At 62.6% G+C, this 24,931-nt stretch carries 22 protein-coding genes and 2 tRNA genes; 14 read left to right on the top strand and 10 right to left on the bottom strand.

Features of this window, described 5'->3' with window-relative positions:
• The first annotated feature begins 249 nt into the window (after positions 1–249).
• Positions 250–336 (top strand) — tRNA-Leu (locus FQ746_RS30915).
• Between the two features lie 163 nt (positions 337–499).
• Positions 500–586: transfer RNA gene (locus FQ746_RS30910), tRNA-Leu, on the top strand.
• A gap of 107 nt (positions 587–693) precedes the next feature.
• On the opposite strand, the gene FQ746_RS35390 is transcribed toward FQ746_RS30910, so the two are convergent.
• Positions 694–1,203 (bottom strand): MFS transporter, encoded by a 510-nt coding sequence (locus FQ746_RS35390; protein WP_144113616.1) that lies wholly within the window; start codon positions 1,201–1,203, stop codon positions 694–696.
• 87 nt (positions 1,204–1,290) lie between these two features.
• Here FQ746_RS35390 and FQ746_RS30900 point away from each other — a divergent pair, with 87 nt between their 5' ends.
• Positions 1,291–1,833: a LysR substrate-binding domain-containing protein gene (locus FQ746_RS30900; RefSeq protein WP_260854226.1), complete on the top strand. Its 543-nt coding sequence runs from the start codon at positions 1,291–1,293 to the stop codon at positions 1,831–1,833.
• A 129-nt stretch (positions 1,834–1,962) separates the two neighbouring features.
• A complete protein-coding gene (locus tag FQ746_RS30895) occupies positions 1,963–2,841 on the top strand; it encodes an NAD(P)-dependent oxidoreductase (RefSeq protein ID WP_144113614.1) in 879 nt (292 codons plus the stop codon).
• On the opposite strand, the gene FQ746_RS30890 is transcribed toward FQ746_RS30895, so the two are convergent.
• The 4 genes from FQ746_RS30890 to FQ746_RS30880 form a co-directional block, all read right to left on the bottom strand.
• Positions 2,838–3,674, bottom strand: coding sequence for an AraC family transcriptional regulator (locus FQ746_RS30890; protein ID WP_144113613.1), 837 nt, complete (start codon positions 3,672–3,674; stop codon positions 2,838–2,840). The genes FQ746_RS30895 and FQ746_RS30890 overlap by 4 nt on opposite strands.
• 7 nt (positions 3,675–3,681) lie before the next feature.
• Complete coding sequence (locus FQ746_RS34960; RefSeq protein WP_186310880.1) at positions 3,682–3,855, bottom strand: hypothetical protein; 174 nt, start codon at positions 3,853–3,855, stop codon at positions 3,682–3,684.
• A 267-nt stretch (positions 3,856–4,122) separates the two neighbouring features.
• Positions 4,123–5,421, bottom strand: coding sequence for a chloride channel protein (locus FQ746_RS30885; protein ID WP_144113612.1), 1,299 nt, complete (start codon positions 5,419–5,421; stop codon positions 4,123–4,125).
• Positions 5,422–5,564: 143 nt separating this feature from the next.
• Positions 5,565–5,936: an MAPEG family protein gene (locus FQ746_RS30880; protein ID WP_144113611.1), complete on the bottom strand. Its 372-nt coding sequence runs from the start codon at positions 5,934–5,936 to the stop codon at positions 5,565–5,567.
• 407 nt (positions 5,937–6,343) lie between these two features.
• Here FQ746_RS30880 and FQ746_RS30875 point away from each other — a divergent pair, with 407 nt between their 5' ends.
• The 10 genes from FQ746_RS30875 to FQ746_RS30830 all read left to right on the top strand — a co-directional run bounded on the left by FQ746_RS30875 (position 6,344) and on the right by FQ746_RS30830 (position 19,618).
• Positions 6,344–7,564: an MFS transporter gene (locus tag FQ746_RS30875; protein WP_144113610.1), complete on the top strand. Its 1,221-nt coding sequence runs from the start codon at positions 6,344–6,346 to the stop codon at positions 7,562–7,564.
• 378 nt (positions 7,565–7,942) lie between these two features.
• The gene (locus FQ746_RS30870; protein WP_144113609.1) at positions 7,943–8,824 is read left to right on the top strand and encodes a TetR/AcrR family transcriptional regulator; all 882 of its coding nucleotides are present in this window, start codon (positions 7,943–7,945) and stop codon (positions 8,822–8,824) included.
• A gap of 273 nt (positions 8,825–9,097) precedes the next feature.
• A complete protein-coding gene (locus tag FQ746_RS30865) occupies positions 9,098–11,596 on the top strand; it encodes an acyl-CoA dehydrogenase (RefSeq protein ID WP_144113608.1) in 2,499 nt (832 codons plus the stop codon).
• Positions 11,597–11,726: 130 nt separating this feature from the next.
• A complete protein-coding gene (locus tag FQ746_RS30860) occupies positions 11,727–13,175 on the top strand; it encodes a 3-oxoacyl-ACP reductase (RefSeq protein ID WP_144113607.1) in 1,449 nt (482 codons plus the stop codon).
• 2 nt (positions 13,176–13,177) lie between these two features.
• Complete coding sequence (locus FQ746_RS30855) at positions 13,178–14,125, top strand: MaoC/PaaZ C-terminal domain-containing protein (protein ID WP_144113606.1); 948 nt, start codon at positions 13,178–13,180, stop codon at positions 14,123–14,125.
• 96 nt (positions 14,126–14,221) lie between these two features.
• Complete coding sequence (locus FQ746_RS30850) at positions 14,222–15,523, top strand: acetyl-CoA C-acetyltransferase (protein ID WP_144113605.1); 1,302 nt, start codon at positions 14,222–14,224, stop codon at positions 15,521–15,523.
• 124 nt (positions 15,524–15,647) lie between these two features.
• The gene (locus FQ746_RS30845) at positions 15,648–17,435 is read left to right on the top strand and encodes an AMP-binding protein (protein ID WP_144113604.1); all 1,788 of its coding nucleotides are present in this window, start codon (positions 15,648–15,650) and stop codon (positions 17,433–17,435) included.
• 75 nt (positions 17,436–17,510) lie between these two features.
• Entirely contained in the window at positions 17,511–18,431 is a 921-nt protein-coding gene (locus FQ746_RS30840; RefSeq protein ID WP_144113603.1) for a DUF1571 domain-containing protein, read from the top strand.
• Positions 18,432–18,708: 277 nt separating this feature from the next.
• Positions 18,709–19,248, top strand: a complete 540-nt coding sequence (gene hfq / locus FQ746_RS30835) for an RNA chaperone Hfq (protein WP_144113602.1) — start codon at positions 18,709–18,711, stop codon at positions 19,246–19,248.
• Between the two features lie 169 nt (positions 19,249–19,417).
• Positions 19,418–19,618 (top strand): hypothetical protein, encoded by a 201-nt coding sequence (locus tag FQ746_RS30830; RefSeq protein WP_144113601.1) that lies wholly within the window; start codon positions 19,418–19,420, stop codon positions 19,616–19,618.
• A 138-nt stretch (positions 19,619–19,756) separates the two neighbouring features.
• On the opposite strand, the gene FQ746_RS30825 is transcribed toward FQ746_RS30830, so the two are convergent.
• The 5 genes from FQ746_RS30825 to FQ746_RS30805 form a co-directional block, all read right to left on the bottom strand.
• Entirely contained in the window at positions 19,757–20,470 is a 714-nt protein-coding gene (locus FQ746_RS30825) for a DUF2968 domain-containing protein (RefSeq protein ID WP_144113600.1), read from the bottom strand.
• A 47-nt stretch (positions 20,471–20,517) separates the two neighbouring features.
• Entirely contained in the window at positions 20,518–21,909 is a 1,392-nt protein-coding gene (locus FQ746_RS30820; RefSeq protein ID WP_144113599.1) for a sigma 54-interacting transcriptional regulator, read from the bottom strand.
• A gap of 15 nt (positions 21,910–21,924) precedes the next feature.
• The gene (locus tag FQ746_RS30815; RefSeq protein ID WP_260854225.1) at positions 21,925–23,652 is read right to left on the bottom strand and encodes a TadG family pilus assembly protein; all 1,728 of its coding nucleotides are present in this window, start codon (positions 23,650–23,652) and stop codon (positions 21,925–21,927) included.
• Between the two features lie 76 nt (positions 23,653–23,728).
• Positions 23,729–24,085: a DUF3613 domain-containing protein gene (locus FQ746_RS30810; protein ID WP_260854224.1), complete on the bottom strand. Its 357-nt coding sequence runs from the start codon at positions 24,083–24,085 to the stop codon at positions 23,729–23,731.
• A gap of 25 nt (positions 24,086–24,110) precedes the next feature.
• Complete coding sequence (locus FQ746_RS30805) at positions 24,111–24,908, bottom strand: tetratricopeptide repeat protein (protein WP_144113793.1); 798 nt, start codon at positions 24,906–24,908, stop codon at positions 24,111–24,113.
• Positions 24,909–24,931 lie beyond the last annotated feature (23 nt).

Raw genomic sequence — 24,931 nt, 5'->3', positions numbered from 1 at the left:
GCACTGGCGAATGCACTGAAAAAACTGCTTGGGTCCGGCTCGTTCAAAGCTGAGTCCGACGGGCTGTGTGCACCGTGCCAACGAACTACTGCGAGGCATTCTAACACCCGTCCAGCGCGCCAAGCGCCCCTCCGATATTCGCTGCGAGCCGCGCTCAGCCTCGCGATGGCGCGGTTCGGGCGAGTTCGGGCAAACGCTTGACAGGCACGAATCTGTCGCTATAATGGCGTTCTTTGCTGTTGATCACCTGCCCAGGTGGCGAAATTGGTAGACGCACTAGGTTCAGGTCCTAGCGGTGGCAACACTGTGGAGGTTCGAGTCCTCTCTTGGGCACCAAGATTCGAAACAAAGCCGCCTTCTTCATTCAGGCGGCTTTGTTTTTAGTGTGAAGGCAAGCAGTAGTAAGCAGCAGCAGTCAGCGAAGCAGCAGGAGATTGTGGTGAGCAGGGATTGACACACTGCATCATCTCGATAAAATGGCGGTCTAGTTTCAAAACGTGCCCAGGTGGCGGAATTGGTAGACGCACTAGGTTCAGGTCCTAGCGGTGGCAACACCGTGGAGGTTCGAGTCCTCTCCTGGGCACCATCAGTTGTATAAGTAGTTCGAGAAACCCCGTAAGATTTTCGTCTTACGGGGTTTTTTGTTTCTGCAGACTGCTTGTGTTCCACCGACACGTTCATCTTCGCAACGTGTTATCGGCCTTTCATCGCATGACGGAGGGCCGGCATCCTCAGCGACAGCGCACCGCCCAGCGCCATCAGAACGACATTGCACATCGTCGATACATTGAAGGCATGCGCATAGGACGAAAGCTCCACACCACTGCCAAGCGTGCTGAAAAACACGCCCCCCACCATCGCGACTCCAACGGCGCCACCGACCTGCAAAGAGGACATAACGATTCCCGATGCGAGCCCGGCATGACGCTGATCGATGCCACTGATTACCGCTTTGATAATCGACGGCATTGAAATGCCGAATCCAATCCCCGCAATCAGGAGCCCAGCTCCGAAACCTCCCGCCAGAATTCCAGAGACGGCCATGATTGCCACCACCAGTCCAAGCATCTGAATGGCGAAGCCCAGTGTCAAAGCACGTGGCCCAAGACGATGCAGGATGCTCGCCGCAGCGAATGAGGCGAGAAAATAGCCAATGCCAACGGGAAGCATACGCATACCGGCATCAACTGCCGTCAGTCTCATCCCGCCCTGCAGATAGAGAGAAGAGGCCAGATAGGACCGGAGCTTCCGACGCTGCTGGCCCGTCTCAATGCGTACGAAGCCGCTCTTTTGATCGAAGTCCGGATCGAGGGGTCGCCGAATTTGCTTGAGTCCTTCGAGCGCGGCACGCTGGATGCCGTAATTGTCCGCAGAGAGGACGATCGTCGCAACGGCGATGTGCTGACATTGGAGCGCTTTAGCTGGTTTGCAGCGCCGAGCTTCGAGCATAGGATGGGCGGGCCCATCAGGCTCGCCTCACTCGCCACGTCTTGTGGTGTCAGGAGCGTCGCGACGCGCGCGCTCGATGCGGCGGGCCTGGACTGGATCGAAGTCTTCGTCGGCGGCGGAATGGCGGCAGTCACCGCGGCTGTCTCTGCCGGTTTGGCAATCGCCCCGCTGGCGCAACGGGTCGCCCCCCTCGATCTCATCGATGTCGGCGCAAAATTCCAGTTGCCTCCCTTGCCTTCGTCCGAGATCGTATTGCACGCCAATTTGTCGGATGCCCGGTCAAAAGGCGCATTGCGAACTATTGCGGCCGCCTTTCGAGAGCATCGGACACGCTCGGCTGCGGGCGAATTACCGTCCAGCGCAAACATTCCAACGCTCGCCTGAAGGGCAAACGCGAGCCGACCGTCGGAGGTTCGTTCAGGCAAGGCCAGTCCTTCACAACCCTTCAAGACGCCCTCCTCGTTTCCCGATTACCCTTCACTAATTTCAACTTATCGGTTCCGGGAGTGCGATATGCAAGTGGGTTTCATAGGCATCGGCGTCATGGGCGAACCGATGGCGCTGAATATGGCGCGCGCGGGAATACAGCTGGTAGTGTGGAACCGCAACGCAGACAAAACTCAGGCGCTCGCGGCAGCCGGCGCGTTGGTCGCCGCCACACCCTCGGACGTTTTCAGCAAAACGTCAGTCGTCGTCCTGATGCTCGCGAGCGACGAAGCCATCGACTCCGTGCTCCAGCGCGGCAGCGCCGCTTTCCCGACTCTGGTTCGAGGCCGGACCATCGTGCAGATGGGCACGGTATCGCCGGAATACTCGCGGGCGCTGGCCACCGACATCGAAGCCGCGCAAGGTCACTACGTCGAAGCACCGGTGTCGGGCTCGCGAAAGCCGGCCGAAGAAGGACAACTGGTCGCGATGCTGGCCGGTGACCCGGCCGCAATCGAAACCGTGCGTCCGCTACTCCAGCCCGTTTGCAGACAAACCGTCGATTGCGGCGCGGTGCCGAACGCGCTGCTGATGAAGCTCGCCGTCAATCTCTTCCTGATCACCATGGTCACGGGGCTCACGGAGGCGTTTCATTTCGCCGAGCGTCACGCGCTGCAACTCGACAAGTTCGTAGCGGTTCTGGATGCCGGGCCGATGGCCAGCAACGTCTCGCGCGTCAAACTGGCGAAGCTGTTCGAACAGGATTTCGCCGTGCAGGCGGGCATCACCGATGTGCTCAAAAACAACCGACTGATCGCCGAAGCGGCGCGACGCGCGCAACTGGCGTCGCCGCTGCTGGACGCGTGCTACGCGCTTTATGGTGAAACGCAGGAGTTGGGTTTGGGACAGTCGGACATGGTGGCGGTTATCCGCGCGATCGAAGCCCGCACCGACACCACCAGTTAGCGGATCGCCGACGCCCATCTCGCCGGCGTGAGCCCATAAGCGCTTTTGAATTGCCGCGACAGATGACTCTGATCGGCGAACCCGGCTTCCAGCGCGGCATCCGCGAGCGGGCGGCCTTGTTTGATCAGCGCACGCGCATGATCGAGCTGCCGCTGAACTCGGAAACGGCTCGGGCTGGTGCCGAACGCGGCACGGAACTGCCGCGCGAGCGTCCATCGGTCGAGGCCGGACAAGGCTTCGAATTCCTGCATCGCATGCCGTTCTGCCGGGCTCGCGGCAATCCGTTCCCTAACTCTCGACAGCGCGCGGAGGTCGAGCAAACCGGCGCCGACCCTGGTGGCCCCGTCAGTGGCCACCTCCGCCACCTTATTGCCGCCCGTCACCCCGCGCGCAAGCAGATTGACCACCGCAACCGTGAGATCGATACGCTTCACATCGTCGATCGCGTCGTCCATATCCCACAGAGGAAAATCGTCGCCGCCGATCAATCTCGCCGCATCCACCACCGGATTCGCCACGAAGGGCAGCGGCTGTCCGCGCAACGCCTCCTGCACGAGCCGGGGATCGATATACAGCATCCGGTAGCCGAATGCGTCACTCGTTCCGGCGCCGCCGTCATGCAGCTCGTCGGGATGAAGGATGTGGCATTGCCCGGGCAGACAATGCCACTGCGTGCCGCGAAAGCGAAACGTCTGCACGCCTGCCACCGTGATACCGATTGCGTACGAGTCGTGCCGATGCGGCGCGAACGCCTTGCCATGCAACCTGGCTTCCAGACGCTCGATTCCTTCGCCTCCGGCACCGAGTCTGATGCGATCGCGCGCGTCGCTCATGCCGGCCTCAGTCGTTCACCGACAGCACCAGCGTCGGCGCAGGAATATCTTTCGCATCGATCTCTTTCTGCAGCGGCGCAACCGCGGTCCCGATCGCAAAGAATTCGATGACGTGACTTTCCCAGCGATACGATCGCTGATAAGGGTGCGGGCGTGAAGTCGTGAGGATTAAAGTGGGCACGTGTCGATAACGCTTATCGCAATTAATGCAGATGCCCGACAGATGAGCTCAAAGCTGTCATTCTTATTCGTCAATCCCGTGTCTCCAGGTGACTAACAATCCGCCGACTTTATAACACGCCTTCCACTTTCGTTGCGTTGAAAAACGTCGAGTCGAATCAGGCTTCGACAATAAGTATGTCGCTTCGTGTGCCACCGGATTTCGGCGCGTTTACTGCTCTATTCACGGCAACAATGACGACTGGATCTGGCAGGCCTCGACGGATTTTCAGCCGTGTCTCTTCCCACTCGCCGCCGCATTCGTGACGGCCTGAAAAGTCAGTATCGAACCGCCGACCGCCAGCAATACGGGAATCAGAAAATCCTGACTGATACGCGTGAATTCGAAGACCAGTACGACGGCGGTAATCGGCATCTGCATCGACGCGGCGAGAAAGGCCGCGGCGCCGATCACCGCGAACGCGCCCATCGTCGCGCCCGGCCAGAACAGACTCCAGATGCCGCCGAGCACGATGGCGAGCAGTGCGCCGTTCGCGAGACCCGGCGTCAGCAAACCGCCCTCGGCACCGGCGCGCAAACTGCTGGTCGTAATCGCGACTTTCAACACGAGCAAGGCTGCCGCGAGACCGATACTCAGGCTGCTGTCGAACGCGAGGCTCGCCGGACCTTTACCGTTGCCGGGCAATTGCGGGAAGTAGATCGCCAACGCGCCGATGATCGCGAAGTTCAGCACGCACAGCACCGGCAAGCGCCAGTCCTTGTTCACCGACGCGCGGGCGCGCTTCGTCAGTTCCGTGAAGCCCCACGCCGCGACGCCGAAGATCGGTCCGCACACCACGGCCCAAACAACGAGCGATAGGTTCGACGCGAGCGCGGGAACCCGATATTGATGTTCGTTGCCGAGGCCCCATTGCGCGACCCAGGCCGCTATCGCCGATGTCGCCACGGCGGGCACCAGCGCCTTCCATCCGAACGTGCCGAGCAGCACTTCCAGCACGAATACCGCGCCGCCCAGCGGCACGTTGTAGACCGCCGCCAGACCGGCGCCCGCTCCGCACGCCACCATGATCCGGCTGTCCGCCACAGAAAGGCCCGCGCGCCGCGATAACCAGCCTGCCCACACCGCGCCGATCTCGCGCGGCGCGACTTCGCGGCCGAGCGGCGAGCCCAGCGCGACGGTGACGATCTGCAATAACGCATGGACGACGGTGCTCAACAGCGGCATCTGCGGATCGTCGGATTTGACCGCCTGACGGATGCTGACGAGCGGCCGCCCGAAGCGGTACAGGGTCCACCAGCCGAGGCCGGCGACGACTCCGCACAGTGTCAGCACCAGCAGTCGCCGTTCGGGCGAAGCCGCCGTGACGCCCTGCAGAAAAGTTTCGGGGCTGATGACGTGGTCGAGGCTGTAGCCGAAGGCGAGATGCTGGATGGCGTGCAGCAGCAACGCTAGCAGCATGCCGCCGAGACCCGCACCCACACCCGTGAGTAGCGTGACGAGCGCGAGCGTCGAGGCGGGGCTATGCGCGCGCCGCGCGGGTTCGGTGACGTAAGCAGGATTGGACATGGCGCGTCGGCCGCCGTGAATAATGGGATGGCGGCCATCTTAAAGGTGACGCACATCATGAGACAAATGGATTTTTCTTCGCCATTCATGCGCTCATTGCATATATCTAGCTTTTGTCATGTTCTGCAGTGCGCTCGTTGTCGTCAATGGCCGACGAAGAACAACCCGACTACACACGCGACGCCGACAAACCAGATCAGCGTGCGCAACGGTGCGAGATTCGCCAGATAAAGCAGGCCATGCAAAAGGCGCGTGACCACGAAGCCGATAGCGAGCCGGTCGATCCACGGACTCGCGCCGCCGGACTGACCGGCTACGACTACGGCGGCGGTGAACATCGCCAGCGCTTCCCACGCGTTCTGCTGTGCCGCGTTGGCGCGCCCGCGCCAGCCCTCCAGGCCGGCCAGGTAAGCCCGCGGCGCGTGGTTGTCGTAGCGTTTGCTGGCCTTCGCGAGCATGGTCCACAGCAGAGGCAAAATGGCCACGATGAGCAGGCATTGATGCAGTATCGTCATTGTTCGTCTCCCTTGGATGCGCGGTCTAAACGCCGCGAGCTGCTTTTATACCTGTGCGGTCGGCAGGCAGCCAACCGAATCGGGCGAGCATCTCCTCTATCCGCCGCGTTTTTCGGGCGACACCATTGCACCGATAAACGGGTCGGCAAATCTACCGGAACATTACAAAAAACAAACGCCATGACAAACGGGGCAAATACAATAATTACATTTACCCGACATTTCGATAAAGATCGAGATTCACGATCCAATTCATTCCAGGTATTAATACCGATAAACGCCGGTTCATTCATGCAAGCGTTTAACAGTCAGCGTACACTCGCTCGAAGCCCAAGCCACGGGGCGTACGGGGCTGCAGAGCCGCCCGTCGTGAAACACGGGTTATTAGAGACTCAGGAGAAAAATCAATGAGCTGGACCAGGGAACAAAGAAACGTCACGATCGCTGCCTATCTAGGCTGGACGCTCGACGCATTCGATTTCTTTCTAATGGTGTTCGTATTGAAAGATATCGCAGCGGAATTCAATACGAAAATCCCGGCAGTTGCCTTTGGCATTATGCTGACCTTGATGATGCGGCCGGTCGGCGCATTGATCTTCGGCTGGCTTGCCGACAAGTACGGCCGCCGCCCCACGCTGATGGTCAACATCGCGTGCTTTTCGTTGCTGGAATTGCTGTCGGGTTTCTCGCCCAATCTCACCACGTTGCTGGTCTTGCGCGCACTGTTCGGTATCGCGATGGGCGGCGAATGGGGCGTCGGCGGCGCACTGACCATGGAAACCGTGCCGCCGAAAGCGCGTGGCTTCGTCTCCGGTTTGCTGCAGGCAGGTTACCCGAGCGGGTATCTGCTGGCGTCGGTCGTGTTCGGTGTTTTCTATCAATACATCGGCTGGCGCGGCATGTTCTTCGTCGGCGTGCTGCCCGCGTTGCTCGTGCTGTATGTGCGTGCCCACGTGCCGGAATCGCCGGCCTTCCAGACGCTCGAAAAGAAAACGCGACCCGGTTTGCTCGCGACGCTCAAACAGAACGTCAAGCTCTCGCTTTACGCGATCGTCCTGATGACCGCGTTCAACTTCTTCTCGCATGGCTCGCAGGATCTGTATCCGACGTTCCTGCGTGTGCAGCATCAGTTCGATGCGCACACGGTGTCGTGGATCACGATCACGCTGAACGTCGGCGCGATGATCGGCGGGCTGTTTTTCGGCTCGATTTCGGAAAAGATCGGTCGCAAGCGCGCGATCTTCATCGCCGCGCTGATTGCATTGCCGGTGTTGCCGTTGTGGGCCTTCTCGACGACGCCGGTGTTGCTCGCCGTCGGCGCGTTCCTGATGCAGATCTCGGTGCAAGGCGCGTGGGGCGTGATCCCCGTGCATCTGAACGAAATCTCGCCCGATGAAATTCGCGCGACGTTCCCCGGGCTCGTGTACCAGCTCGGCAATCTGATCGCGTCGGTCAACGGTCCGTTGCAAGCAAGCGCCGCCGAATCGCACGGCAACAACTATGCGATGGTGATGGCCGTGGTGATCGGCATCGTGGCGGTCGTGATCGCCGTGTTGATTCCGTTCAGTCGCGAACGTCGCGGTATCGACATGACGCAGTCGGCCAAGCAGGTTGCAGCGCAGCTTTAAGCGTTCGAACTAAACGGCTATTTCAGCGAGCCAATATCAGGCACAATAGGCGCCAAGGCGGCTCGAACCGCCATGGCTTCGCAAGAAGCCAAAGCTAAAAGCCAAGGCCAAACAAATAGCAGCACAAGCAGTCAAGCCATACGAGGCCGTTCCGATTCTTATCGGAACGGCCTTTTTTATTGCCGCTCGCCAAGGCGTACAGCGGCGTTGTGAGCGGGGTTTGCAACCGACCTTCATCAGGTCTTCTAGAGGAGTTAGTCCACAACGGACCCTTGATCGGAACCTAGTATTTTTTTATCCTGAAAAAAACGGCTGTTTCAAATCGACATTTGAATCGCTTGTTTGCGGGCCGGATGCCCGGCAACTGGGAGACGCAACATGGCAGTTCGCACAACAGGCCGGCACGCCGGCGATACGAAGTCACGCATCCTCGATTCCGCCGAAACACTCTTCATAGAATGCGGCTACGAGGCGATGTCGCTCCGTCAGATCACATCCCGCGCCGAGGTGAATCTCGCTGCGGTCAACTATCACTTCGGCAGCAAGGAATCGCTGATTCACTCGATGCTGTCACGCCGGCTCGACCGGCTCAATCAGGAACGCGTCAAGCTGCTCGATCGATTCGACGCGATGCTTGGCAACAGGCTCACCTGCGAGCACGTGCTCGGTGCGATGTTCATTCCGGCCTTGCGTCTGTCGCGCGATCCGAAAGTGGGCGGCAAGGCGTTTCTGCGATTGCTGGGACGCGCTTATACCGATCCCTCGGCGTTCATCCGCGACTTTCTGAATGCGCATTACGAGTCGGTGGCCATCCGCTTCTTCGATGCGTTCCAGCGTGCATTGCCGCATCTGCCGCGTGAAGAACTGGGCTGGCGTCTGCACTTCGCGATCGGTGCGCTGTCGGGTGTGCTGGCCGGCACCGACACCGACAGCCTGATTTCGGAGTTCTCGCAAGGCAAGTCGATGAACGATCTGCAACTGATCGCACGCCTCGCCTCGCTCATGGTGGCCGCACTCAAAGCCCCGCTGCCTGACGGCTCGCAACTGGCGACCTTCGCCGCCGTGTTGGGCGATGCAGCCGAGAGCGGCACGCCGGGTTCCGGGGAACCGGCCGCAGCCGGGCAAGGCAACGCGGCCGCCGAATTCGCATCGGAGCATAACGGCACGGCCGAAGCATCGTCGGCATCGACGGATGGCGAACGCCGTAGCGGCAGCATCGAAGCGAGTTCGTCTCATCACGCGATGCACGGCCTCGCATAGCTTCGACCACGCAGCAACGACGTGTGACCCGGCAGCACGAAGCACACCTGAGTCACACGTCTAATTCCCGCACGTAACCGGATTCAAACTGTCGAACCGCAACCGCGACAAGCACACGAATCGACGAATAAAGAATCAACGAGCGCGAGCAGCAACCCAGCAGAACACACGCAGACGGAACCAGAGACACCGTCCGCGGAAAGATCAACATAACGCAAACCGTCCGCATCCGCGGAGGCGTTTGCACGCATCATCGAAACAGGAGGAAACGTCATGCCGTGGTTCATCCTAGTGCTCGTCATCGCCGCTTTGGCGCTGGTCTACGTTCAGGCGCGTGCCGCATGGTGGCTGGCCTTCATGATCGTCTGGGTGGCGGCCGCGCATCTGAGCGGCGCGGCCGGTCCGGTGACCACCACCGTGCTGACCATCGTCTTCGTCCTGCCCGCCTTGCTGCTTACCTTCAAACCTTTGCGCCGGCGTCTGCTCACCAGACCGGTACTGGACGTCTTCCGCAAAATTTTGCCGGAGATGTCGCCGACCGAACGTGACGCGATCGAAGCCGGCACCGTCTGGTGGGACGCCGATCTGTTCTCGGGACGTCCGCACTGGGACAAGCTGCTCGGCTACGGACCGGCCACGCTCACCGCCGAAGAACAATCCTTTCTCGACGTCGAATGCGAGCAGTTGTGCGACCTCGCAAACGACTGGGAAACCACGATGGTCTGGCAAGACCTCTCGCCGCAAACCTGGCAGTTCGTCAAGGAACGCGGCTTTCTCGGCATGATCATTCCGAAGCAGTACGGCGGCAAGCAGTTCTCCGCCTACGCGCATTCGCAGGTCATCATGAAGCTGGCGACGCGCTGTTCCGCCGCCGCAGTCTCGGTGATGGTGCCGAACTCGCTCGGCCCCGCCGAACTGCTGATGCACTACGGCACGGAAGAGCAAAAGAACCACTATCTGCCGCGTCTCGCCCGCGGCGACGAAATCCCCTGCTTCGCGCTGACGAGCCCTTATGCCGGCTCCGACGCAGCGGCGATTCCCGACGTCGGCATCGTCTGCAAGGGAACGTTCGAAGGCCGCGAAACGCTCGGCTTCCGCGTCACGTGGGACAAGCGCTACATCACCCTCGGGCCGATCGCCACGGTGCTCGGCCTCGCCTTCCGCGCGCTCGACCCGGACCATCTGCTCGGCACGGAGAACGAACCGGGCATCACCTGCGCGCTGATTCCGACCGACCATCCGGGCGTCAACATCGGCCGCCGTCACTGGCCGCTCAACGCCGTGTTCCAGAACGGCCCGAACTCGGGCAAGGACGTTTTCATTCCGCTCGACTGGGTGATCGGCGGGCGCGAGCAGGTCGGCAACGGCTGGCGCATGTTGATGGAATGTCTCGCGGCGGGCCGCGCGATTTCGCTGCCGTCGTCCAACGTGGGCATGGCGAAAATCGCCGTGCGCGGCACCGGTGCCTATGCCGCCGTGCGCCGTCAGTTCCGCACCGCCGTGGGCAAATTCGAGGGCGTGCAGGAAGCGCTCGGGCGCATGGGCGGCAACCTCTACGTGATGGACGCCGCACGTCGCCTGTCGGCGCATGCGGTGGATCTCGGCGAAAAGCCGTCGGTCATTTCGGCGATCGCCAAGTATCACATCACGGAGCGGGCACGCGCCGTCATCAACGACGGGATGGATATCGCCGCAGGCAAGGGCATTTGCATGGGACCGTCGAACTTCCTCGCACGCGCCTATCAGCAGGTGCCGATCGCCATCACCGTGGAAGGCGCGAACATCCTCACGCGCTGCCTGATCATCTTCGGCCAGGGCGCGATCCGCTGTCATCCGTACGTGCTGAAGGAAATGGCCGCGACCCGCGAGACGGATCGCGCGAAGGCGTTGCGCGATTTCGACGCGGCGTTCTTCGGTCACGTGAGCTTCACGCTGTCGAACGTCGTGCGCAGTTTCGTGTACGGCATCACGGGCGGCGCGTTCATTGCCGGACCGACGAAGGCGCATGCGCCGCTGCATGCGTACTATCGCGCCGCCACCCGCATCTCGACCGCGTTCGCGTTGCTTGCCGATGTCTCCATGTTCGTGCTCGGCGGCGACCTGAAACGTCGTGAGCGTATTTCGGGCCGGCTCGGCGACGTGCTGTCGCAGTTGTATCTGATCTCGGCGACGCTCAAGCGTTTCGAAGACGAAGGCCGTCAGGAGAGCGACCTGCCGCTGGTGCGCTGGGGCGTCGAAGATTCGCTGTACAAGGCGCAACACGCGCTCGACGGCGTGCTCGCCAATTACCCGAACCGTCTGGCTGCCGGACTGGTGCGCGTCCTCGCGTTTCCGTTCGGCCTGCCGTATCGCGAACCGTCGGACCGTCTTGGCACGGCCATCGCCGAATTGATGCAGACACCCGGCGCAGCGCGCAACCGTCTCGTGTCCGACTCGTACGTGCCGCATCCGGATGTCGACGCGCTCGGTTACGGCGAACTCGTGTTCGAACTGAACCCGCGCTTCACGCAGATCGACCAGAAGCTGCGCGATGCGGTCAAGCAGGGCCTGCTCGCGCCAATGCCGCAAAGCCTGTCGAATCTGGCCGCCTGGACCGACGCCGCACAGAAGAAAGGCCTGATCGACGCCGACGATCGCCGCGTGCTCGAAGACTATGCGCGTTACGGTGCGCTGGTCGTGAAGGTCGACGATTTCCCGGCCGACTTCGACATGGTCGCAAGCCTGCAAAAACGCAAGGACGCGCTCGAGAAATCGCTGGAAATGGCCGCCTGAGCGGTCCGGATAACCCGGCCGGCGCCGCTCGTCGAGCGCGCCCGGCTCAGCGCAAACTGACCCATGTGATGCGTTTTTCGCGGGCCTTTCTGCGCGAAGACCTCACGTGGCCAGCGGAGCATCGAACCCGATGAAAGACTCTTACCTCAACTTCGTCAATTCGCCGTTCGGCGCGAGCCTCGCGCGCTCGCTCGGCTTGCCGAAGCCCGAAGTGCTGCGACGCTATCGACCGGAGCGGCCCGAATTCGACGGCCTTGTCGCGATCGGCGCGGCACGCGAACCGCAACTGCTCGATGCGCTGGCGGATCTCGTCGCGAGCATCGGCGTGACGAGCGTCGCGCACGAAAGCGTCGGGCAATGGGTGCCGCTCGCGAATCGCCACGAACTGATGACCGGGCGTTTCGAAGCGGCCGACCCGGGCTCGTCGGCAAAGCTTGCCGCGCTGCTGTTCGACGCGAGCGGTATCGAAGACAGCACGCAACTCGAACCGCTGCATGCGTTCTTTCACGACACGCTGCGCTCGCTCGGCAAATGCGGTCGCATCGTCGTATTGGGACGGCCGCCGGAAAGCTGCAGCACGCCGCGCCAGTGGACCGTGCAACGCGCGCTCGAAGGCCTGACGCGTTCGCTCGGCAAGGAAGCACGACGTGGGATCACCGCGAATCTGCTGTATGTGACGCCGGGCGCCGAGAGCGGGATCGAAGCAACGCTGCGGTTCTTTCTGTCGCCGCGATCGGCGTATGTGTCGGGACAGGTCGTGCGGATCGAAGCGAGCGTAGACACTGCGAGCAGCAGCGCCGCCACCGACCTCGCATCCCTGCAAGCCGCGCTGCCCCTCGACTGGAAACGCCCACTCGCCGGCAAACGCGCGGTCGTCACCGGTGCCGCTCGCGGCATCGGCGCGGCTATCGCGAGCGTCCTCGCGGCTGACGGCGCGCACGTGATCGGCATCGACATTCCATCGGCGCGCGACGCGCTGGAAACGACGATGCGCCAGTTGAACGGCACCGCCCTCACCTTCGATATCGCCGCGCCCGAAGCGCCCGCGCAGATCGCCGCCGCACTCGCCGAAGAAGGCGTGGATATCGTCGTGCACAACGCCGGCATCACGAAGGACAAAACCATCGCGAAGATGACCGACGCCGCGTGGCAAAGCGTCATCGACATCAATCTCAGCGCGCAGGAACGCATTGACGACGCGCTGCTCGCGGCCGGCATTCTGCGCGAGGGCGGGCGCATTATCGGCGTCTCGTCGATCAGCGGGATTGCCGGCAATCTCGGCCAGACCAATTATGCGACCTCGAAAGCCGGCGTGATCGGCCGGGTGCAAAGCATGGCGCCGCATCTGCGTGCGCGCGGCATCACCATCAATGCAGTCGCGCCGGGCTTCATCGAAACGCAAATGACCGCGAAAATTCCGCTGACCATCCGCGAGGCCGGCCGCCGCATGAATTCGATGAGCCAGGGCGGCCAGCCGGTGGACGTCGCGCAGACCATCGCGTGGCTCGCGCATCCCGGATCGGCGGGCGTAAGCGGCCAGGTCGTGCGGGTTTGCGGCCAAAGCCTGATCGGAGCCTGACGATGCGCGAACCGGGTGATCCATCTTCAGGCGATCCGGGCGGGCGCCGCGCGTCGGACGCAACGGACAGCGCCGGGCGTCGCGCAAAGACGCTGGTCGTCGAACCGCTGCCCGCGCCGGCCAGACTCTACTCGCGCGCGCTCACCGGCATCGTCAAACGCGGACGCGCCGCGCAACTGCCTGCGTTGCGTCTGGTGCGCCCCGCCGTCGCGCTCGAACCCGAAGCGATCACCCGTTACGCCCGCGTATGCGGCTTCATTCCCGAGCATGGCGTGCCGCTCACCTATCCGCATCTGCTCGCGTTTCCGCTGCATCTGCTGCTGCTCACCGATCCGACGTTTCCATGGCCCGCGCTCGGGCTCGTTCATCTGAGCAACCACGTGCGACTGCGTCAGCCGCTCACGCCAGGCGACATGTTGCGCGTCGAAGTCGAATTCGGCGCGCTGCTGCGCCACGACAAGGGCCAGGCCTTGGTGCTGCACACGCGCATGTACCGGCGCGGCGAAGCGGTATGGGACGGCGACAGCGTCTATCTGAAGCGCGGCGTCTCCGCGAGCGGCGACCCGCTCGACGCACTCGACGTGCACACGGACGCGTTGCAGCGCATCGCACGCTGGCAACTGCCGCCGCAGCTCGGCCGCGATTACGCCAAAGTATCCGGCGACTACAACCCGATTCACGTCACCGCGCTCTCGGCGAAAGCATTCGGTTTTCCTCGCGCGATCGCGCATGGCATGTGGACACTCGCGCGCGCCGCCGCCGCGCTGCAACCGCCCAAGCCGCTCGCCGAAGCCACGCTGTCCGCCGAGTTCAAGGTGCCGATGCTGCTGCCGGGCGAAGCCACGTTGTGGAGCGCGTCACCCTCGCTGATCGAGCGGGAACTCGAAGTGCGTGACATCGCCGGCGAAAAGCCGCATTTGCGCGGCCGCATGCAATGGCGGCTGCAATGACGCGCGCCGCACGGAACCCGCCATGTACGACGCAAAGTAAGCGCATCACCCTGTTCATCCACCAGAAAACGCTTCAAGGAAAAAGGAGAGCCGAGCATGTCCAACCCGCTGCCAGCCGTGCGCCGCGTCGCCATCGTCGGGGGCAACCGGATTCCGTTTGCCCGCTCGAACACCACCTACGCGACGGCGTCGAATCAGGACATGCTGACGTTCACGCTGCAAGGCCTGATCGATCGCTACAACCTGCATGGCGAACGTCTGGGTGAAGTCGCGGCCGGCGCGGTCATCAAGCATTCGCGCGATTTCAACCTGACGCGCGAGTCCGTGCTGTCCACTACGCTCGCCAGGGAAACCCCCGCCTACGACGTGCAGCAGGCGTGCGGCACCGGACTCGAAGCGGCAATCCTGGTCGCCAACAAGATCGCCCTCGGACAGATCGAAGCCGGCATTGCGGGCGGCGTCGATACGACTTCGGACGCGCCCATCGGCGTCAACGAAAAGATGCGCAAGATCCTGCTCGAAGCCAACCGCGGCCGCAGCACCGGACAACGTGTCGGCGCGTTGACCAAACTGCGCCCGGGGATGTTTTTCAAGCCGCTGTTGCCGCGTAACGGCGAGCCGCGTACGGGACTCTCGATGGGCGAACATTGCGAGTTGATGGCCAAGCGCTGGAACATTTCGCGCGAGGCTCAGGACGCACTCGCCTACGAGAGTCATCGCAAGCTTGCGGACGCTTATGCGCGCGGTTTCGTCAACGATCTGATGACGCCGTATCGCGGCCTCGCCCGTGACAACAACCTGCGCGCAGACCTGACGCTCGAAAAGCTCGCGGGTTTGAAGCCGGTGTTCGACCGCGACGCCGGCACGCTGACCGCGGGCAACTCGACGCCGTTGACCGACGGCGCGTCCGCGGTGCTGCTCGCGAGCGAGGCATGGGCCGCCGCGCGTGGACTGCCCGTGCTGGCTTATCTGAGCTGGTCGGAAAGCGCCGCGGTCGATTTCTTCGACAAGAAAGAAGGCTTGCTGATGGCGCCCGCCTACGCGGTACCGCGTATGCTCGCCCGTGCCGGACTCACCTTGCAGGACTTCGATTACTACGAAATCCACGAGGCGTTTGCGGCACAGGTACTGTGCACGCTCACCGCATGGCAGGACGAAGAGTATTGCCGCACGCAACTCGGTTTGTCCGCGCCGCTCGGCGCGATCGATCGCACGAAGCTGAATGTGAACGGCAGTTCGCTCGCAACCGGCCACCCGTTTGCGGCGACCGGCGGGCGGATCGTCGCTGGGCTGGCCAAGCTGCTCGCGCAACTCGACAAACCGGCCGGCACCGCGCGCGGACTGATCTCGATCTGCGCGGCGGGCGGCCAAGGCGTCGTCGCGATTCTGGAGCGCTGAGAGAGAACACGGCGAGCGCATCGGCGTCGCACAACAAGCGCTTCGACATTGCTTTTGATTGGCTCGATGACTGGCCGCGAGACCAGCGCACAGACAAAGGAAGCCACGGCTTCAGGAGACGACGATGAACCAGCCCAGCACGACTCAAGCAAGCGCACCGAGCGCCTTGGAACCGGTAGCGGCGGCCAGCGCGGCGGCGAGCGCGCCCAACACCGACGGCATCTGGTACGCGTCGTATCCCGCGGACGTTGCGCATGAAATCGACGTCGGCCAGTATCAGTCGGTCGTCGAGTTCTTCGACGAGTGCATCGCGCAGTTCCGCGAGCGGGTCGCGTACGTGAGCGTCGGCGCGAACATGACCTACGGCGAACTCGGCCGCAAGGCGACGGCGTTCGCGGCGTATCTGCAAAGCCTCGGCGTCAAACCCGGCGAGCGCGTCGCCATCATGTTGCCGAACACGTTCCAGTATCCGGTGTCGCTGTTCGGCGTATTGAAGGCCGGCGGCGTGGTGGTCAACGTCAATCCGCTTTATACCGTGCGCGAACTTGCGCACCAGCTCAAGGACAGCGGCGCGCAAACCATCATCGTGTTCGAGAACTTTGCGAAGACCGTCGAGGACGCGCTGCCCGGCACAAAGGTGCAGAACGTGATCGTGACCGGGCTCGGCGACCTGCTCGCGGACGGCCTCAATCTGAAGGGACGTCTGTTGAATTTCGTGCTGCGGCACGTGAAGAAGATGGTGCCGGCGTACAAGCTGCCGCAGGCCGTGTCGCTACTCGACGCGCTGTCGGCCGGTTACTCGCGGCCATTGACGCCGGTGCGGCTCGCGCATCAGGACATTGCGTTCCTGCAGTACACCGGCGGCACGACCGGCGTCGCCAAAGGCGCGATGCTCACGCACCGCAATATCATCGCCAATCTGCTGCAGGCGAAGGCGTGGTCCGAAGGCCAGTTGACCGGCGAAATCGAAACCGTGCTCACGCCGCTGCCGCTTTATCACATCTACTCGCTGACGGTGAATGCGCTCATCTTCATGGGACTCGGCGGGCGCAACATCCTGATTGCGAATCCGCGCGACATGAAACGCGTGATGATGATCATCCGTCACGAGAAGTTCACCGGCATGACGGCCGTGAATACGCTGTACAACGCGTTCCTCGAGAACGAGGAGTTCTGCAAACGCGACTTCTCGAATCTGAAGCTGGCGATGGCGGGCGGCATGGCCACGCAAAAATCCGTCGCCGAGCGCTTCAAGAAGGTGACGGGCAAACCGATTATCGAAGGATACGGGTTGACCGAGTGCTCGCCGATCGTCTCGATGAATCCGGTCGAGATCACGAACCTGCGCGACTTCGAAGGCTCGATCGGTTTGCCCGCCCCGTCCACCCAGGTGCGCTTTCGCAAGGACGACGGCAGTTGGGCCAGCATCGACGAGGCGGGCGAGTTGTGCGTTAAAGGCCCGCAAGTCATGAAGGGCTACTGGAACCGCCCGGAAGAAACCGCCAAGGTGCTCGACGAGGACGGCTGGCTCGCCACCGGCGATATCGGCGTGATGGACACGCGAGGCTATATCCGCCTGATCGACCGCAAGAAAGACATGATCCTGGTGTCGGGCTTCAACGTCTATCCGAACGAAATAGAAGACGTGATCGCCGCGCATCCGGACGTGCGCGAAGTCGCGGCCATCGGCGTGCCGGACGCGGCACAGGGCGAGCGCGTCAAGGTGTTCATCGTCAAGCGCAATCCCTCGTTGACCGCCGAGCAGGTCATCGCCCATTGCCGCAAAAATCTCACGGGATACAAGGTGCCGAAGCTGGTCGAGTTCCGCGACGAGTTGCCGCAAACCAATGTCGGCAAAATCCTGCGTCGTGCGTTGCGCGACGAAGAGTTAGCGAAGCAGAAGGCGGTTTGACGGAGAAATGAGAGCCAACCGACAGGCACGCACATTGCGCCCTCTCATTGCTGGCGCCACTTTCCGGAGAGACTCATGAAGCGCAGCCTGTCCGTAGGCCTGCTGAACCGCACCTTGCTCACCGCCGCATTGGCGCTGGGCGCGCCGCTCGCGTTCGCCCAGAACGATGCCACCCCGCCGCCGCTGGAGACCGCCAGCGCGGTCGCCGCGCCGACCACGCCGTCGTCGCAGGTCGGCAAGCTCACACTGGATCAGCAGGTCAAATGGTTGCGCGCCGCGCAACGAAGCGGCGCGATGGAAAAGCTCGACGACGCCCAACTGGTCGCGCTGTTCCAGTCGCTCGATCCGCTCGCGTTGCCGCGCTATATCAAGGAAGGGCCGAACGGTTACCCGTCCTACGAATTGACGATGTCGCGCACGGAGCGCATACATGGTCAGTGGCCCGACAAGGCCGACCACATGCTGGTGCGCATTGCCCACGACCCGTTGCGGATCTACGCGCGCTGGCTGCCGGACGGCGCGCATGCCGGCCAGGAAATCATCTACGACGAGTCCAAACGCAGCGACGAGATGTACGGCCACCTGGGCGGCATGCTCAACGTGATGCCGCTGTGGACCTCGCTGACCGGCTCGCTGGCGCGCGCGCAGTCGAACCATCAGGTCCGCGATCTCGGCACCGAGTACATCGCCGATCAATACCTGAGCGAGGGCAAGAAATACATCGCCGCCGGTTTGCCGCGCTCGACGCAGGTGGAAGTCAAAACGATCGACGGCGTGCGGGTGGTCGCCTTCACTTTCGAAACGCCGACCGGTCAGCCGCAGTTCTATGCGAAGAAGGAGACGCTCGGACTCGATCTCCGGCATCCGTATTTCCGCACGGTGGAGTCGTATGGGAACGACGGCAATATCTTCGAGAAGATCGTCTTCGAGACCATCACGCCGACGACGTTCGACGACGCGACCTTCGATCCGAAGAACAAGGCGTATAAATTCTGATCGATCGAGCGCGGCACATTGCCGCGCGTCGCAAACCGCTTGCGACTGAGGTTGCCTGGTAGCTTGCTTTATCCGCCAGGCGGGCGTGGGCGGGGTTTCGCTGTCCGAAGAGCGCGCTATTCGTCGGCAGATTCGTAACGCAACGTTACAGCTAATAGTTATCGGATGCTTATGTGCGCACAAGCCGTTATAGTGGACGGCAGTTCGCCCGCCGACGGTCTGCCCCCACACAGGGTAGAATCGCGGCGAACAACCGTCTTTCTAACCTGAATTGTCCATGGCTTCTGCAGAATCGCATCCGCAAAACGACTTTATGAACGCAGCGCGCAAAGAACGAAAGCGCGTTGAGATTTACCTCGTCAACGGCATTCGTCTGACCGGGTGTATCGAGTCGTTCGATCAGTATCTGGTAATGCTGCGCACGCCGGTTGGCCTGCAAGGCATCTACAAGCGCGCGATCTCGACGGTCCAGCTCGACACCGGCACGCGTCCGGCGCCTCGTACCGGCCGCCCTGCGCACGGCGAACACACCACACGCGGCCCGCACGGTTCGCGTGAGCCACGTGACCATCATCGTGAACCGCGCGAACCCCGCGAACCCCGCGAATCGTATGGCGCATCGTCCGACCGGCCGGCGCCCGAGCGCAGCGGGACGTCGGACGGCCCGGTGGTCGTCACACGGCGTCGGCGCCTGTTCGGCACGGGCGGCGGCGACGGCGGCAACCATGGCGGCGGCAATCATGGTGGTAACAGTGGCAATAGCGGCAATAGCGGCAATAGCGGCAACGGTAGTGGCAACAACGGCGGCAGCGAATAAACGCACCGCCCCGGCGGTCCGGAAGCCTTAAGCGCATCTGGGCCGCTGCGAAATTCCTCGCAGCAAACTCTTCCCTTGCAAGTCCGCTGTCCGAGTCAGCAGGTTCTCGACTCGAAGCTACCGCTTTGCTTTATGCTGGAACATCGACTTTCTTCCCATGGAGCCTGTCATGACCCGGCCAAAGCCATCCCCTGCGCACGCCAAAGAAACGCCGCAACAGTCCGAGGAATCGGCCGCCTCAGCGGAAAGTCGGCTCGACGAGGCGCTCGACGAAAGTTTTCCCGCCAGCGATCCGGTTTCCGTGGATATGAGCGAGCCTGCTCATGCGCCGACGCACGATTCGCCGGCCAAAACCGGGAAACGACACTAGGGAAAGATGGGAAAGCGAAGCCGCAGAATAGCGGCTCGTCGATCAACCACGAATGGCTCGCGCAAGACACCCCGGCAGTTTGCGCGGCAAGAAGCGCAGCCCTCTCAAGCCACCCTTCCCGCCTGCATCGCGCGTCGATTACTGCGTAGGCAACCCGCTATCCAGTTGACGCTGCAGTTCGCGCACCTGGCGCTGTGCCGCCTTCAACTGATCCTGCGCGCTGGCCTTCTGCTGGGCCAACGCAGTGGCTTCGGCCCGCGTTTGCTGCTGCTGGCTCGCGACGATGCTCTGCTGCTGATGCGCCACGTCGAGATCGGCCTGCAGGCGATTCGCACGGTCTTGCGACAAGGCGATCATCCGTTCGGTAAAGGCCTTTTGCGCCTCGAGTTGGGTGCGGCGAATTTCCACTTCCGACAACTGCTGCGTCTGACGGGCGAAACCCTGATAGATCATGTCCGCGCGCGTCGCATCTTGCGTCTTGATGACGCGCCAGAAGTTTTTCTGCTGGAACAACGCGACGTAATACGTCATCTCCTTACCGTAGAACAGCAGGCTCGCACCGTAGCTGCCGTTGTACGTCGTGCGCAATTCGCTCAGATCGGAACCGCGGATCATTTGCTGCAGTTCCGCGACATTGCCCGCGGCGGATTGCTTTGCTTCGTCCGGCGTCAGGGCCGTCGCGCCCTGCTGACCTGCCTGCGGCGTACCCGGCAACGGAGCCGTGGTACCCGGCTGGGAAACGACGGCAGCGCTCGCGCCATTTGCCAAAGCCTGCGCGCCGGCAACCTGAACAGTGCCCAACGCGATCAATGCGGCCAACGCAATCTGTCGTAGATTCGACTTTCGGTCCATGTAAATCCTGCTTGAACAGTTTTTGTTTTAAAAAAGCCGTCTCATTATTACTCACTTTCGCGCGTTTCAGGCTCTTCATCAAAAATTTGGTATTTACGCATCTTCTCCCACAAAACCTTGCGGCTGATGCCCAGATACAGTGCCGTATCCTGCCGCCGCCAGCCGTTTGCGTCGAGCGCGGCGATCACGCGGCTACGCTCGGCCATATCCCATTTGCTGCGATCCACCAGCACTTCGGCGGCGCTTTCCGCGGGCACCGGCTGACTCGTTCGCGCGAGCGCCAGCAGACGCTGCAAACGCGCCGCGTCCCATGCGCCGATCTGGCGCACTGTCACGCCGATCCGTTCGGCCAGGTTGCGCAACTCGCGCACGTTGCCGGGGAAATACGTATCGGCGACGGCGTCGGCGAGCCAGTAGGGAAGATCCGGTAAGGCTGAGAGACGATCGGCGCCGACGATCTGCGCAATGAACGCCTTGAAGATGGCGATCTTGTCGACCGCGCCCCGCTCTTCGAGCGACGGAATCTTCAGTTCGATCACGGCGAGCCGGTAGTAGAGATCGGCGCGGAACGTCCCGTCCTTGACCAGTTGCGGCAGATGCTTGTTGGTGGCCGCGACCAGCCGGAAGTCCAGCTTGATCGGCGTGGCCGAACCGATGCGCGTCACCGCGCTGTCTTCGAGCACGCGCAGCAGCTTGACCTGCTGATAGAGCGGCAGATCGCCGATTTCGTCGAGGAACAGCGTGCCGCCGTCGGCTTGTTCGAAATAGCCTTTGTGCGCGACAACCGCGCCGGTGAACGAGCCTTTCGAATGACCGAAAAAGAGCGACTCGAACAGGCCGTCCGGAATCGCGCCGCAGTTGACCGCGACGAACGGACCCTGGCCGTAGCGGGTATGTTTTTCGTGCAGCAATTGCGCGATGCGCTCCTTGCCCACGCCAGTCTCGCCTTGCACGAGCACGCTCGTGTCGCAATCGGCGAAGGTGTCGACCTCGTGCAGCAAAGCCTGCATGCACTCCGAGTTGGCGATCATGCTGTCGGACGCGTGCGTCTTGGCGCTATGCGCGCGCAATTGCAGCACCAGCTTCATGACCATGCCGCGTAGTTCGGCGCAGGTGAAATCGAGTGGCAGAATATGCGAATACTCGGACGGATACGCAGCCGGGTCGTGTTCGCGCGGCGCGGCGCCGACCCACACGACGGGAATGCCGTGCGCCGCTTGCCAGTCGCGCATGACCAGCGCGCCGCTTTCGATCACCGAGACGCTGATGATCGCCAGCGACGGGCGCATCGCGGTCCGTTCGGGCGAGATCGCAATGTCGTCCGCGCGGATCACTTCGACTTCGAAGCTCGCCATGCAGCGTGCAACCCGGTCGACGATGTCGGCCTTGCCCTCCCAGACGTAGATATCGAGTTCCTCGATTTTGGTGGTGGTTCTCATCTTGTCTTGGTTACGCTAGTTGACTAGTTGCGCGACGCCGCATTGGAGCGACATGTTGTGGACGGTGGCAATGCCGACCTGTGCGCCCAATAGGGAAAGCGTGGGCACCAGCACGGTGTCGAGCAGACCGAATACGGGGGTAAGCAAAGGCGTCAGCGCGTTAGCGACGCCAGTCAGGATAGGTTGCAACAGACTGGAAATGTTGATCGCATTATTCAGCAACCCGATTTGCAGCATGGTGGGCAGCACGTTGAGCACGCCTGTGGTCAATGCCGACGCGTCGCTGCCGATTGCATTGGAATTGACGCTTTGCGTGGAGTCGAAGCTGCCTGTCGAACCGTTGAAGGTCAGCGGCGTCGAGGCGCTGGGTCCGAGACTCAACCAGCCCGTGCTATTCAACGCCACGTTCGCGACCGTCACCGTCAGCAGCGGCACCGATGCCGTCACCGACGCGACGTTGACCGACCCGGAGCAGGAGGTGCTACCCGACAAACAGACATTGGCAATCGCCGGCTTGGCCGTGATCACCGCATTGGTGGCGGCCTTGCTGCTTTCGCAATCGACCGAAGTCAACACCGCCTTGCCGCTACCCGCGTTCAGGCTCAACACCAGCGGCGTGCTCAAAGCGGATACCGACACCGCCAGCACGCCGGGCACGCCGATCACCAGCGGATTGGCAAACAGCACCGGCGTCAATTGCACCGTCGCATTCACCACCGCCGTGCGCGCCTTCGTGCGCGGCGTGCCGTCTGCGTTCGTACCGGCCTCACCCACCGCCAGCACGGGTGGATGGATGACTTGCAGCGTCAGGCCCGCCACGCCGGCGATGCCGGCAGCCACGTTGATCACCGGCGCGGTACCGCTTGCATTGCTCTGCGCGATCTGTGCGGCGACCATCAGCGCATCGAACGCGTTGATGGTCGCCGTGGCGGCGGAATTGGCGTTGGCGAGTCCGAGCGCGAGCAGTCCCGGCGCCGACGTACCGCCATCCCCGATGGTGATGTTTTGCCCACCGGGAATCGACACCGCGACCTTCTGCAGAATCGCGGCGTTGATCGTGTCGCCGCCGGCTTGCAGCGCGGCGACCATCGCCAGCATCAGGTTCTGATAGCTCACGGTGGTTTGCAGCAAGCCCTGCATCGTCGACGCACTCAACGCCGTCATCAGATCGCCGAGTTTGATGTGCGCGGTCGCGAGGCTCTGCACATCGCCGACACTCAGCGAAACCGTGCTCTTCAACAGCCCGCCGAGAATCGCATTGAGCAACGCGGATTGTTGCGTGTTGATCGTCGCGAGCGACGTGCCCAGCGAAAACGCATCGATATTCGTGCTCAGCGCCGTTGCCGTCGCCGACACATTGCGCGCCGGGCCGAGAAACAGATAAGGCACCTTCTGCGCAGCCTTGACCTGCACGGCATTCAGCGGATTGCCGGTCGTGCCGAAATAGGTTTTTGACGTCGTGTCCCAGCGCCCGCAAGTGGTGGTCAGCGTCGTCGTCTTGCCGTCGGCGGTGAAGCCGTTGCTGGTTGCGTTCAACTGCGCCGCGTTCGTGACCGCGGTACAACCCGACGGTGTGCTGATCACCTGCACACCCGCGAGCGCCGCCATATCCGCGGTGCGCTGCAACTGGCGGCGCGCGTAGTAGACATTGCCGATGTCGAGCGAGCCGAGCGCCACGACGGCGAGGCCGAGAAAAATGGCCGCCGTCACCGCGATCGAACCATGCTGACGGCGTGCGGGCACCGCGCGCCGACGACGCGCGTGCGCTGGGCCCACCGCACGCCGGGCAAAGATCATGGGAAGCAGGCGCAGGCGCATATCAATGCGAACCCGTGCCCGACCCGGAGCCCGACTGCGAACCGCCCGAGCCCAACGCCGACTGGTAAAGATCCGGAATCTTGCTCTTGAACGATTCCAGATAACGGCGATACGCGAGTCCCGCCTCGGCGCCCAGCATCGGCGTCGCAGGGGCGGCCTGCGCGTTACTACGTTGCAGATCGAGCCAGCTGAGCGTCGCATGACCGACTTCGCTGCGCGCGACCGGCGCCTGCGCTTCGCCGGATTGCGCGAGAGCGAGGTTCGCGCCGCCAACGGTCAATCCAAGCGCGAGCGCCAAGCGGAAAATCGAGCGCACCGTCGTCATCGTCCTACCCCGTTTCATCGATTCTTTTTTCATGTCTTTTCCCTGATTGCCTCGCCGTTCATTGCGCGAATCGCTGCAACAGGCGCGGCGCCGGCTCGACGCCTTGCGCACTGGCCACGGCGCTTGCCGAACCCGATTGCGACGGCACCGACGCGGCCGGTGTTACCGACGTCTGCGCCCCCGCTGCACGCGCGCGTTCCGCTGCCGCCACCCGCGCCGCGTCGCCACGAATCGCAACGCGCACTTCGGGCGCCAGCTTCTGCTGGTTCATCACCGCCAGCGCCTGCGCCTGCTCGCCACTCGCGAGCAGAAACAGCACGAGGTTGCTGACGATCTTCACGCTCTTCTGATCCAGTTGCGCCGCCTGCATCAACGGCACCCGCGCGCCATTCACATCGCCGTCGCGCAGCCGCGCGTAACCGAGATCCGACAGCGTGACGGGATCGGTCGGTGCAAGCTGCGCGGCCTGCTGCAAATTTTTCGTCGCGCCGTCGAAGTCACCGGCTCCGCCCGCCAGCAGACCGAGTCCGCGATAACCGCGAGCCGCGAGCGGCGTCTTCAGGAGCTGCGTATACGCCGTGCTGGCCGCTGCCGGTTGATCGGTCATGCGCAGCGCGTCGCCGCGCAACAGCAGGATTTCCGGCGTCGAACCGTACTGCTTTTCGTACGCGTCGATATGCGCGAGCGACGCATAGTAGAGCCCCTGCGACTGCATCTGATCGATCAGCCCGAGATACATGCCGGGTGTATCCGGCGCGGGCTCCTTGCCGTTCTGCTGCTGCGCGAACATCGCACGTTCGGCTTGCGGTCCGACGCCGTAGCCGGCTTCTCTCGACGCGCACGCACCCAGCAACATGCACACCGCGACCGACGTGTAAG

Origin of the sequence: Paraburkholderia sp. BCC1886, from assembly GCF_900996245.1 — a bacterium.
Classification (GTDB): Bacteria; Pseudomonadota; Gammaproteobacteria; order Burkholderiales; family Burkholderiaceae; genus Paraburkholderia.
Note: the sequence above shows the minus strand (reverse complement) of the source record. Positions and strands in the feature narration are given on the sequence as shown.